The sequence below is a fragment of the Fluviicoccus sp. genome (genome assembly GCF_030646115.1).
In the GTDB taxonomy this organism is placed as follows: domain Bacteria; phylum Pseudomonadota; class Gammaproteobacteria; order Pseudomonadales; family Moraxellaceae; genus Fluviicoccus.
Genome location: NZ_JAUSMX010000027.1, coordinates 289,582 through 300,815, shown reverse-complemented (window position 1 = coordinate 300,815; position 11,234 = coordinate 289,582). Strand labels below are relative to the sequence as shown.

11 protein-coding genes are annotated in these 11,234 nt (G+C 58.1%); 8 read left to right on the top strand and 3 right to left on the bottom strand.

Annotated features, from left to right (window positions below):
* Positions 1–24: 24 nt before the first annotated feature.
* Positions 25–267, bottom strand: coding sequence for a hypothetical protein (locus Q7T36_RS17155; protein WP_304851625.1), 243 nt, complete (start codon positions 265–267; stop codon positions 25–27).
* 584 nt (positions 268–851) lie between these two features.
* Between Q7T36_RS17155 and Q7T36_RS17150 the strand changes: the two genes are divergently transcribed.
* From Q7T36_RS17150 to Q7T36_RS17135, 4 genes are all read left to right on the top strand, one after another.
* The gene (locus Q7T36_RS17150) at positions 852–1,496 is read left to right on the top strand and encodes an MOSC domain-containing protein (protein ID WP_304851622.1); all 645 of its coding nucleotides are present in this window, start codon (positions 852–854) and stop codon (positions 1,494–1,496) included.
* On the top strand, positions 1,489–2,229 hold the full coding sequence (locus tag Q7T36_RS17145; protein ID WP_304851619.1) for a helix-turn-helix domain-containing protein: 741 nt from the start codon (positions 1,489–1,491) through the stop codon (positions 2,227–2,229). The genes Q7T36_RS17150 and Q7T36_RS17145 overlap by 8 nt, the downstream gene beginning before the upstream one ends.
* A gap of 65 nt (positions 2,230–2,294) precedes the next feature.
* Positions 2,295–3,236 (top strand): alpha/beta fold hydrolase, encoded by a 942-nt coding sequence (locus Q7T36_RS17140; protein WP_304851616.1) that lies wholly within the window; start codon positions 2,295–2,297, stop codon positions 3,234–3,236.
* On the top strand, positions 3,223–3,687 hold the full coding sequence (locus Q7T36_RS17135) for a hypothetical protein (RefSeq protein WP_304851613.1): 465 nt from the start codon (positions 3,223–3,225) through the stop codon (positions 3,685–3,687). The genes Q7T36_RS17140 and Q7T36_RS17135 overlap by 14 nt, the downstream gene beginning before the upstream one ends.
* Positions 3,688–3,733: 46 nt before the next feature.
* Here the strand turns inward: Q7T36_RS17135 and Q7T36_RS17130 are convergent, their stop codons facing one another.
* Positions 3,734–4,642, bottom strand: coding sequence for a LysR family transcriptional regulator (locus Q7T36_RS17130; RefSeq protein WP_304851610.1), 909 nt, complete (start codon positions 4,640–4,642; stop codon positions 3,734–3,736).
* A gap of 86 nt (positions 4,643–4,728) precedes the next feature.
* Here Q7T36_RS17130 and Q7T36_RS17125 point away from each other — a divergent pair, with 86 nt between their 5' ends.
* Positions 4,729–6,252 carry an amidase gene (locus Q7T36_RS17125; RefSeq protein ID WP_304851607.1) on the top strand — a complete coding sequence of 508 codons (1,524 nt, stop codon included), beginning with the start codon at positions 4,729–4,731 and terminating at the stop codon, positions 6,250–6,252.
* 164 nt (positions 6,253–6,416) lie between these two features.
* On the opposite strand, the gene Q7T36_RS17120 is transcribed toward Q7T36_RS17125, so the two are convergent.
* Positions 6,417–7,475: an AraC family transcriptional regulator gene (locus tag Q7T36_RS17120; RefSeq protein ID WP_304851604.1), complete on the bottom strand. Its 1,059-nt coding sequence runs from the start codon at positions 7,473–7,475 to the stop codon at positions 6,417–6,419.
* 313 nt (positions 7,476–7,788) lie between these two features.
* On the opposite strand from Q7T36_RS17120, the gene Q7T36_RS17115 reads away from it, so the two are divergent.
* From Q7T36_RS17115 to Q7T36_RS17105, 3 genes are all read left to right on the top strand, one after another.
* Positions 7,789–9,129, top strand: a complete 1,341-nt coding sequence (locus Q7T36_RS17115; protein ID WP_304851600.1) for a YncE family protein — start codon at positions 7,789–7,791, stop codon at positions 9,127–9,129.
* Positions 9,130–9,218: 89 nt separating this feature from the next.
* Positions 9,219–9,830 (top strand): DUF4412 domain-containing protein, encoded by a 612-nt coding sequence (locus Q7T36_RS17110; RefSeq protein WP_304851597.1) that lies wholly within the window; start codon positions 9,219–9,221, stop codon positions 9,828–9,830.
* Positions 9,831–10,103: 273 nt separating this feature from the next.
* Positions 10,104–11,213 (top strand): hypothetical protein, encoded by a 1,110-nt coding sequence (locus Q7T36_RS17105; RefSeq protein ID WP_304851594.1) that lies wholly within the window; start codon positions 10,104–10,106, stop codon positions 11,211–11,213.
* Positions 11,214–11,234: the final 21 nt, after the last annotated feature.

Here is an 11,234-nt window from a genome sequence, read left to right as displayed (position 1 = left end):
TTGCTTGCTGCTTGATTCAGAAGCTTAAAAGCACTTGACCAGCCTCACCCAGAAGCGACCGCTTGACTCGGGTGCTGAGGTCACGTCTTCACTACCCAATTTTTGCGCGTAAGCAAGTTTCACCTCAAAATTGTTATAATCCGACCAATTAATACCAACGCCTGCGCCACTCAGGGCTCGGGTGTTATCGCCAGCGCTCCAGGGGGTTTTATCAATATTGACGCGTCCAGTATCAATGAAGCCAACCAATTGCAGTTGACCGGGCATATCCGCAGAAACTTTTGGTAATTTCTGTCTGGCTTACAGGGTCAGTAAATACATTCCGGCTTAATGCCAGCATTGCCAGCTGGCAATATCTTTCTTTTTAGCATCATTCTATGCTTCCAGTTCTAAAATCGAGATCGGGAGGATTTCGATTCCAGTTAAACAGATATTAACCTTGCGTGCGTTTGCAACTTCAGTCACCTTGACGAAGTTCCAGATTGGCGTAGCCAGTTCCAAAGCGATTAATACGAAAACTCCGGCAACCCCCGCCGCAATTTCGTAAACAGTTTTCATCTCTACGGCTAGAGTAGGATGGCCGTCATGGCGGGTCTGTGCGCTAACGAGCACATCGCCGGCCTATTTCTGGATGACCGCCATGAGCAGCGCAAGTCGCACCTACTGCGGTGATGCGCCTCAACCAGCATGTCGACCCCGCGACTAATAGACAAACCCTCTATCGTCCCCTAGCATCACACAGGCTGCGCGCGAATCGAACAAAGGCCCGCCCCCAATGCCCCGCGTTTTCACGCCCCAAGCAGGGAGACCCCAATGCGTAGATCCTTGAAATACAATCCGGATCACCTTCCATGACCACCCTCGGTCACGTCCTCCGCCTCCAGATCGGCGAAGCCCTGCCCTTCGCCCGAGAACAAACCAGCGCCATCAACAAGTCCAGCGTCGACTGCGCCACGGTCACTACCGACGGCCTCGTCGGCGACGAACAGGCCGACCCGTTTTTTCACGGCGGCCCGCTGCAGGCCGTCCACCAGATGCCGCTCCAGGTGTACACCCTGATCCGTCAGGCCTTTCCCGACGTGGTGGTCTACGAGGGTGGTCTGGGGGAAAACCTGATCGTCTCCGACATGGCGGAGCCCGGGGTCTGCATCGGCGACATCTACCGGATCGGCACCGTCCACCTGCAAGTCACCCGACCGCGCCGCCCCTGCTGGAAAATCGACGCCCAACTCAACCAGCGCGGCGTAGCCAAATTCCTGCAGGACAACGGCTGTGTCGGCTGGTATTACCGTGTCCTGCAGCCCGGCGACCTGCGGGTGGGTGATCCCTGCGAATTGCTGGAGCGTCCGCATGACTTCGCAACACTGGCAAGGCTCTGGCAGATTTATAACGACAAGGGTTTCCGCGATCCGGAGGAAATCGGCCGCTGGCTGGCGATAGAGGCGCTGGAACGCAGTTTCAAGGTGAAACTGGCGGAGCGGGTGAGTCATGCCTAAAGACTGGAAAGGTGACATTGTTTTCTCCGATAGCGTGGCGATCTTTCGCGGGCACGTTGGCGAAAACAAAGCGCATGGGCATTGGGCCTCACAAATCACCATTGCCCTGGAAGGTGAGCTGGAGTTCGAAACCGCGGGCGGGCTGATGCGATCCAAAGCCGCCTATTTCACCTCGAAAACCACGCATCGTTTACTGTCGGGCTTTGTGTGTTCCCTCTATTTTGATCCCTTCTGTGAGTCCATCCTCAAGACCCTCAACAAGGACGCACCGGAGGGTTGGCGGGCATTGTCCCAAGAAGAACTCCCCCCCGCCCTCGCGTCCATTACTGCGGAAACAGACCTTCGGGCGTTGTTGAATTCCGGGGCGCTCGACACAACCGACCTGACCACGTCCCTGGACGACAAATTCAAAGCCGTCATCCGTGAAATCAAGGCACAGTTGGGCAATGGCGAGGATGTCGACCGCGACTCGCTGGCCGCCATCGTCAATCTCTCCCCCACCCGCTTCTCGCATTGGTTTGTCGAGCGTACCGGCGTCCCGGTCAGAAGCTACAAGAAGTGGCTCAAGCTGCGGACGGCCATGGATGAGATGCTGGATGGAACCCCGCCGGGGGGAGCCGCGATGATTGCCGGCTTCAGCGATCTGGCGCATATGGGTCGCGCGTTTTCGGAATCCTTCGGCCTCACCTATCTGGATGCCCAGCGAGCACTGGAACAATCCAACCAACTCTAGCTCTTTCGTTCAATACGGCCGTTGTGCCGCCTGTTAGCCTGTCAACCAGTGACAGGAGCCAGAGCATGAACGTTCGAGAAGGGTTTGTAGAAGCGGAAGGTCATCGGCTGGCGTATCTGGCGGTCAACGAGCATCTGGCCCGTGAGGATGAACCGGCCATCGTGTTCATCCACGGCGTGCTGGCGTCGGTCAACTTCTGGCGTGACTGTGTGCCGCCGGGCTTCAAGGACGACCGGGCGTGGTATGCGCTGAGCCTGCCTGCCCATTTTCCCTCCACGGTGCCGCCGGATTTCTCGCCCGGGCAGGTCAACAGTGACTGGTTCTTCCGCATCATGAACCAAGCCTTGCAGGCACTGCTGGTCGAAAGAAAGGCGATTGTTGTCGGTCATTCAACCGGCGGCTTCAGTGCGCTGAATCTGGCCATTCACCATGCCCCGAATGTCCTGGGGATTGTGAGCGTTGCCGGATTTCACCGGGGACAATGGGGAAGTGTCGAAGGCCTGCTCGTCAGGCTGGCAGGCTTGGGTAACTGGGCGAAAGGCCTGTTTGTCGCCAATATCCGGATATCGCAAAAGAGCCGTCTGGTGCGGAGCATTTTTGCCAGTCTGCTGGCTTACGATCACCGGGCTTACCGAGCCAACCCTTTAAGCCGGCGGATGCTGGCCAACATCGAGGGGGATACCGTAAGGCAAGACCCGGTTGCCTTGTTCACCCTGTTCAACGGCATCGGCCGTCTGGAAATTGCGGATCAACTGCGCCGGATTACCATGCCCTGCCATATCCTGGCCGGTGCTGCCGACCCGGTCGTGACCGCCGGGCAATCACTGGTGCTGGCGGGCGAAATTCCCCATGCCAAGTTGGTGGTTTTCCGCCATGTCGGCCATATGCCGTTCATGGAATGCCCCGATGCTTTTTTTGCAGCCCTGGAGCAGGCTTTGCGTGACATAGCCCGCCAAACCCATTTTCCACAGTCCAGAACACAGGTGACAGCCCATGAATTATCCTGAATACAAAGCAGACTTGCAGCGAATCCATGAGTCCGAGGTGTACGGCATTGCCGTCTTTGAAACCGCCGCCCGGGTTACCCGCAATGCCGGGCGCAAGCAGAAGTGGTTGGCGCTCAAGGCACTGGAAGAGCAAACGCTGAACCGCTATCTGGATTACATGAACAAGACCGGCCAGCGGGTGGTCGAGCCCCGTATCTGGGAGCTGAAAGGCTATGCGGAAGGCGCCGCCCTCGGCCTCATGCCCTGGATACTGGCCATGCGGCTACTGCGCGATGGCACGCTCCCTTTTCAGGAAAAATTCCTGCGTTTGAAAAATCATGCCGACAGCGCGGAAAAGGAGTTTTTCGCCTATGTCTATGCGCATGAAAAAGCCATTGAAGCCTTTGCCCAGAAAGAACTGTCCCGCGATGAAGGCAGCCTGAAGGCCGTGAATTCGCTGCTGGGGCGCTGATTACAAACACCCCTCATGTTCAGCCAAGGGCGCACGCCGTGCGCCCCTACGCCTCCACCCCCACGCTTTCCATCACCGCCCTCCTCAACCACTCATGCCCCGGATCACGATCCAGCCGACGCGGCCAGATCATCGACACGAATGACCCGCACAAACTCAACGGCACCTCCCCCACCTCCAATGACAACAGCCTTGCCGCCGCCCGCGCCACCGGACTGGGCAAGGTCGCCAGCAACGGACTGTTGGCGGTAATGAACACCGCCGCCGCAAAATCCGGCACCGTCACCTGCACCCGGCGCATTGCCCCTCCTTCCTTTCGCAAGGCCTCATCAATCTGGTTGCCAAACGCCCGCTCCAAATGAACGGCCACATGCGCCATTTGCAGATACTCCGACACAGTGGTTGGCAGCACCTCCCCCTTCCGCCGCACACACATCCAGGCATCTTCAATAAACGGGGCGCTTGCACACCAGGAAGGGCACAAGGCTTTGGGACCAAACATGAGGTCGGCCTCGCCACTGGCCAGCAGGTGCTCGGGGTTCCCCGTCACCGGCAGCAGCGACAGCGATACGCCCGGCGCGTGATCGTGCATCCAACTGACGATGGTTCCCATCAGCGCCACCGCCGCATAGTCCGAACTCACAATGCGAAAATGCGCCGTGTCCCGCGCGGGATCGAAGGCGCGCGGCGGGCTCAGCAACTGCTGCACCTCACTCAGGCTCAACTTCAGCGGCCCCCGCAGGGCCAGCGCGCGCGGAGTGGGGGCCAGTCCACGCCCATGCGGCACAAACAGCGGGTCATCGAAACAATCACGCAGGCGTCCCAACATCCGGCTCATCGCTGGTTGCGAGCGATGCAGTTGCGCAGCGGCGGCGCTGACGGAACCGGTATCCAGCAGCGCATCCAGCGCCACCAGCAGATCCAGGTCCAGCCCGGACAGTTTCATTGTATGCATGGGTTCATGCCAATTATGCATTAGACGCATTGATACTAGACGGCGATGATGAGCCCATCAAGCACTTATCTGACGAGGCTCTCCCCATGAAAACCTTCACCCTCGATCGCGGCATTCCCCAGGCCAATGGTTTCCCGGAATCGGCGCAAGACGCCGGGATCGTCACTCTGACGGCCTCCGAACTGGCGCGAAAGATCCAGGCACGCGAACTGACGTCGGTGCAGGTGGTGCAGGCCTTTGCCGGTCAGATCGCCCGCCGCAATCCGGACCTCAACGCCATCGTGCTGCTGGATCTCGATGCCGCCCTCGAACGCGCCCTTGAAGCCGACCAGGCGCTGGCGCGCGGCGAGGTCTGGGGCCCGTTGCACGGAGTTCCCGTAACGGTGAAGGACACCTACGCCACCCGCGGGCTGCGCACCACGGCGGGCGCCGCCGAACTGGCCGACTACATTCCCGAGAAGGATGCCGTGGCGGTCAGCCTGTTGCGCCGGGCCGGGGCCATCCTGCTGGCCAAGACCAATGCCGCCACACTGGCCATGGACATGCAGACCACCAACGTCCTGTTCGGCACCACCAATAATCCCCACGATGTGACCCGGACCACCGGCGGCAGCAGCGGTGGCTGTGCGGCGGCGGTGGCGGCGCACCTGTCGCCGTTGTCCTTCGGCTCCGATCTGGCGGGCTCCATCCGCCTGCCCGCCGCCTACACCGGCGTCTGGGGCTTGCGGCCCACGCATGGCGTGGTGTCGATGCAGGGCCACATTCCGCCCAAACCCGACGAAACGGACGGCATCAAGACCATGGCGGTGCTGGGGCCGCTGGCCAACAGCGTCGGCGATCTGGAACTGGCCTTGTCGGTACTGGCGCAAAGTTCACCCGAAGATGCCACGGTCGCGCCGCTGCGCCCCCGGTCGACCGAGCCGGTGGCGGTGGCCGGGTTGAAGATTGCCTATGCGGAGGAGTTGGGGGGCATGCCGGTCAGTGCGGAGATCAAGCAGGCCATGCGGCAGGTGGTGGACGCTCTGCGGGCGGCGGGCGCTACGGTCGAGCGGGCGGAACCCAAGGACTTTTCCTACCAGCGCACGTGGGAGACCTGGGGGGCGCTGGTGGGGATGCAGGGCGGCTACGAGCGTTCCAACCTGGCGCGGCGCATCGGACGCTTCTTCGCCGGGAAATCGGTGCGGGACATTCCGCACCAGCGCCGCATCCTCGACCCGATCACGGTGGAAGGCTACATGCAGGCGCTGACCGAGCAGGCGCGGCAAACCAACGCACTGGAGCGCTTCCTCAGCGGCTATGACGCGTGGATCGTTCCGGTGTCGTCGGTGCCTGCGTTTGCGCACCATAAGCACAGCCGGACTTTTGGCATTTTCAATGTCTACGATGAACCGCTGTTGGTGGATGGCAAGCCCGTGCCCTATTACAACGCGACCCAGTCGTACACCAGCCTGTTCAGCGTGACCGAGGGGCCGGTGGTGGCCATGCCCGTTGCTCAAAGTTCGGAAGGATTGCCCATTGGCCTGCAGCTGGTGGGCAGGCGGTTTGAGGATTGGCATCTGCTGGCGGTGGCGAAGGCGATGGAACCGTTGCTGGCGGGATTAAAGCGCTAAAACGGGGGCGCGGGTTGAACCGCCAAATGTAGGTCGGGCTTCAGCCCGACAATGTCCTCCGATCGGAGAGTGTTGTCGGGCTGAAGCCCGACCTACAGGGGATCAACCAGTTGTCGGGCTGAAGCCCGACCTGCGGGACAGCCAAAAGAGGGACGCTTCCCCTTTCACACCTTCTTCCCATCCCCATTCGCCTCCCGCCATTGCAACGGTGTTTCCCCGGCCATGGTCTTGAAGGCGCGACTGAAGGCATTTCGGCAGGTAAAGCCCGATCGGCTCGCCACCTGCGCAATCGGCAACTTCTTGTTGGCCAGCAACTCCCTCGCCAGCCTGAACCAGGCCTCGTTGGTCAGCTGCTTGAACGACGTTTGTTCGTTGGCCAGCTTACGGTTCAACGTCCTCGGCGACACATGAATCATGTCGGCGAACTCCTCCAGGGAGGGAAATCGCCCTTCGTTTGCCATCTGCATCAACTCGCTGCCCACAAAGGATGCAAAGGACTGCGAGGCCATCCTGGCCTGGACTTCCGTGTCCAGAATGGAATTCGCCATCAGGTGCGTCACTTCGTTCGGGCGGCGTGTCTTCATATCCAGATACCTGGACTGGCTGATGAAGCCGTTGAAGGAACTGTTGAACACCACCTCGCAGTCAAAAGCCTCGCGGTACTCTTCCAGCCGGGACTTTCCAGTGGCATCCAACCCGGCGTCGTGACGGAAATGGACCGTGCGGGGAATACCTTCCGGCATGGTTTCCCGACTGATGGTATTGACGATCCCGACCGTCAGTTCCAGCAGGAAACGGTTCATTTTTTCCATGTCGGCCACCATTTCCAGCTCCAGACGGCTGGTGACCGGGCCTTCTACCAGTTCCGCCTTGATCGCGGGAACAAACAGCGGCATGTAGCGGATGGCCACGGTTAGCGCATCGCGGCCGGTGAAGGCGCTCAAGGCTGCCAGTCCGGCAAAGCCGATGCTGGTCGCCGAGTAATACTCCAGCCATTGCTTGAGTTTGATCTGTTTCAGGGTCCGCGCCTTCATCCAGTGGTGCAGCGACAGAAAGGTGTCACCGTCAACGGTGTAGGTCGCCTCATCATACTGTGCACGCGTAATGCGCAAGTGATGCAGGACGTCATCGAAACCGATACCCAGATCGCTGTTTTCAAGCACATGCCGAATCGGCTCGATAACGGTTTTCGGGAAACGCAGGTCTTTTCGGGAAGAGTTCATCGGCATCAAATCCATCTGGAAGGCTGCCACTTTCATTATTTTTATGGCCTTGTGATAGCCGCGTGCAACGCGAGTCCCGCCGCCAAGGGGCGCTGGATGTTGAACACGTTTCGATCGCTATCCTACTCCACCCCTCAAACGGTTGTCGACACACGCCGGTCGCGATGTTGTCCGTTTCTGCTCCCTCTGTGGCGAAGTTGGATCGCCAATGCCGATTAAGGTTGCTGCAGGTAACGCTACCCAGCCATGTCTGACATAGCCATGGTCTGGCAGGACCGTACCAGCCCTGACAAACCACGAAAAGGAAAGACTCATGACAATTACAAACACAATCGGGAAGCTGACCGGCCTGATGGCCAAGACCCTGGCTGCTGCGGCTCCGGTCGTGAAACCGGACGGGTCGAGAGACTCCATAAGCAGGAGAAAAATAATGATATCTAAAACGCATGATCGCCTCGGTCACGCTTTTTTGGCATTGCTGCTTGGTGGTGGGCTCATCAGTGCCAATTTTGCGTACGCAGCTCCCAAATCCGTCGTTTTTGTGGGTAACAACTGGGATGGAACCGTCAATGTCTTTGATACAACAACCTATAACAAGGTTGGCATGATCAATGTCGTCCCTGATAAATCGCAGCGCATGATGGAGGTCGTGCTTAATCCCGTTAAGCTGCTTGCTTTCCAGGCGGTACGCAACCTGATTGGCGAGGGTTATGACCAACTCGTTGATGATATGTACAGCACGAATGACGGCAAGTTGCTCATCGCATCGCGACCCAGTTTTGCGGATGTCGTGGGTATCAATATCGCGACTGGAAAAATCGTTTGGCGTTTCAAAGTGGATGGTTATCGCTCTGACCATATGGCGCTTTCTCCCGATGGCTCGAAGGTGGCAGTGTCTGCCTCAACGGGAAACGTGGTTCATGTCCTTGATGTCAACACGGGGAAACAAGTCGGCAAATTTGCCTCGGGCAATTCCCCGCACGAAAATGTCTATTCCAAAGATGGCTCGAAGATTTATCACGCGAGTATCGGTTATGTGTTCACGCCGCTCGACCCTAACTTTTTAGATGCCACGAAGGGGACGCGTGTTTTTCAGGTGGTTGATGCTTCCTCGTACCAGATTCTCAAAAAATTCAACATGGCCGATAAACTGAAGGCCGTGGGGCTTGGTCATTTGAGTCCTGCGGTACGGCCAATGGCGCACACCCCCGATGAAAGGTTTTTCTATTTCCAGTTGTCATTTCTGCATGGCTTTGTTGAATACGACATGATCGATGACAAAGTGACGCGACTGGCCAATCTGCCCAACTTTGTTCCCAAGTTGCCTCTGGAACAATATGTCAACGACTCAGCACATCACGGAATCGCCATGAATGGTGATGGAAACAAGCTGTGCGTAGCGGGCACGATGGATGACTACGTTGCACTGGTTAACCGCGACACCTTTACCTACACCTTGCTCACAGGCCTTGGCACAAAGCCTTATTGGGTTACCGCCAACAAAGCGGGCGATCGCTGCTATGTCTCCTGGAGTGGCACCGATCAGATGTCGGTGATTTCTTTTACGACCGGCAAAGAGCTGACCAGAGTCAATGTCGGCAACCACCCGCAACGCATTCGCGAAGGTTTTGTGCCTGAATTCTGGATGAATTAACTCATTCCGGACTGATGCGTTGTCGCTGGCATGTGGTGCTGCGCGCAGCGGCATCAGTCCTGATTCAGTATATTGGAGTGCGCTTTTTGATGAATATAGCAAGCTGGAGCAAGACACCCATCCTCTTTCGGATACTGCTGCTGATGGCGCATGCATTATTTCTTCCTGCCTGTACCCCCGCCTTCCAGAAAGGTGAAGTCAAGGCGCCCGTCAGTTATTCCGCCAACCAGATAATTGACACCACTCCAGGGCCTTTTTTCAGCAAAATCTTCGTCTCTGGCGATAAAGAGCGTCAGGATGCCTCCATGGGTGGCGGAGTGGTGACTACCATCATTCGCCGTGACAAAGGCCTTGCCTGGTTGCTGATTCCAAGCCAAAAGCAATATCAAGAAGTTACGCTGGATGAGGCGGATTCTGCGTCGATACAGCCACGATTTTCAGCGCTGAAGAAGCGTTTGGTTGGCAAAGAATCCTTGGACGGACAGCAGACTCTTAAAAACATCTACAGCGATGCCAGTGGCCGTGAGGTTGTCGTGGCTTGGGTAACAGATAACGGTGTTGTGTTGAAGTCAGAGATTTTTGAAGACATCCTTAATGGCAAGCCCAAAGCAACCGTCAGCCTTGAGCACCTTCAATTTGGAAAACAGGAACAATCTCTTTTTGAAATACCCACTGATTACTCAAAGCATAACGCTGAGTGATTCCCTGCCCTTTAATTTTTCAGGATTTACAGCCGTTTGAATTGCGGCCTGAATCCGTGACCTGACCGGCTCTTTCCCCGCTTTCTGTCCTCCTCAAGCCATTGGCAACACGCGCCAGCGGCGATGTTGTCCATTTTTGCTCCCTCTCTGGCGAATTTGGATGATCAATGCCGACTAAAGTTGCTGCAGGAAACGCTCCCCATGCCATCTCAGGCGCAGCCAAGAACATGCAGGACCGCTCCAGCCCTGACAAACCACGAAAAGGATCATCTCATGACAATAACAACCATGATCGGGAAGCTGACCGGCCTGATAGCCATGACCCTGGCCGCCGCGCTGGCTCCTGCTGCGGCGCAGGCGCAGATCGCCGGTCACAACGTCATTCTGGTACACGGCTTCGTCATCACCGACCTGGTGAAACCGCCCACCACCGCTGAAATCCTGACGCGCCGGAAGATGTCAACGTACTGGCAGGACAGGGCCGAAGGCTACCTGAACTGGTCCGGCGCTGATCGCCTGGAGGGCGGTATTGCCCGCATGGTGTTCGAACAAGCGAAGGGCTATGCCGCGCAGGGCTTGTGTGACAACGGTTGTGTGCTGGTCACGCACAGCACCGGCGACATGGTCGCGCGTTACTTCATGCAGAACCAGGCCAACTGGATGCGCAATGCCGGTCTCAAGCCTCTGAAAATTATCGGCACTCTGGATTATGCTGGCGCCGGCGGCGGCACCGACCTGGCCGACGTCGCCGTGGCGGCGGCCAACAGCGAATACGTGCCCGAGCCGCTGAAATGGGCTGCGGGCGCCGTGCTGGGGCTGGATCTGAATGTGACGGACTACAAGGATCTGGGGGTGGTCATTGACCTGCAGACCTCGGTGGCGCGCTCGCACGCCATGGCTCCGAACAGTGTTCCCCGCCTGCGTTTCTCTGCCAGTGGCGGCGATCTGGCGGAAATCGGCATGGGCCAGGTGCGCACCATCACCAAAACCATGATCCGGGGAGCCGATGACACCGTGGTTCCCGCGCATTCCAGCTGTGGCGCGTCGGCACCCTTCGCCATTGAAAGCTGCTCCGGCAAGATCGCCTACAGCGGCAAGCGCACCACGGTCTATGGGCCGAGCGGGCTGCTCTACAACCATTTCCCGGTGCTGATGGCGTCAGGCTATGACCATTTCAACATCGTCAAGGACGAGCAGCACGGACGGGTGACCTATGTGCTCAACAATTTCATGTCCGGGCTCGGCGTCGACTTCCAGACCTTCACCCAGACGGTTACCCGCAACTGGTGGGAATTCTGGAAAGAAACCGGCACTTGGCAGTACGTCGCGAATTCCGACACCAAGTCGCTGTCCAGCCTGATCTACGACACGTTCAACAACTAGGCACAGCAGACGGGGCCAGCC

What these genes read in the sequence shown, in the direction of transcription:
- Q7T36_RS17155 (WP_304851625.1), bottom strand. Translation starts at nt 267, where the DNA reads ATGCCCGGTCAACTGCAATTGGTTGGCTTCATTGATACTGGACGCGTC.
- Q7T36_RS17150 (WP_304851622.1), top strand. Translation starts at nt 852, where the DNA reads ATGACCACCCTCGGTCACGTCCTCCGCCTCCAGATCGGCGAAGCCCTG.
- Q7T36_RS17145 (WP_304851619.1), top strand. Translation starts at nt 1,489, where the DNA reads ATGCCTAAAGACTGGAAAGGTGACATTGTTTTCTCCGATAGCGTGGCG.
- Q7T36_RS17140 (WP_304851616.1), top strand. Translation starts at nt 2,295, where the DNA reads ATGAACGTTCGAGAAGGGTTTGTAGAAGCGGAAGGTCATCGGCTGGCG.
- Q7T36_RS17135 (WP_304851613.1), top strand. Translation starts at nt 3,223, where the DNA reads ATGAATTATCCTGAATACAAAGCAGACTTGCAGCGAATCCATGAGTCC.
- Q7T36_RS17130 (WP_304851610.1), bottom strand. Translation starts at nt 4,642, where the DNA reads ATGCATACAATGAAACTGTCCGGGCTGGACCTGGATCTGCTGGTGGCG.
- Q7T36_RS17125 (WP_304851607.1), top strand. Translation starts at nt 4,729, where the DNA reads ATGAAAACCTTCACCCTCGATCGCGGCATTCCCCAGGCCAATGGTTTC.
- Q7T36_RS17120 (WP_304851604.1), bottom strand. Translation starts at nt 7,475, where the DNA reads ATGAACTCTTCCCGAAAAGACCTGCGTTTCCCGAAAACCGTTATCGAG.
- Q7T36_RS17115 (WP_304851600.1), top strand. Translation starts at nt 7,789, where the DNA reads ATGACAATTACAAACACAATCGGGAAGCTGACCGGCCTGATGGCCAAG.
- Q7T36_RS17110 (WP_304851597.1), top strand. Translation starts at nt 9,219, where the DNA reads ATGAATATAGCAAGCTGGAGCAAGACACCCATCCTCTTTCGGATACTG.
- Q7T36_RS17105 (WP_304851594.1), top strand. Translation starts at nt 10,104, where the DNA reads ATGACAATAACAACCATGATCGGGAAGCTGACCGGCCTGATAGCCATG.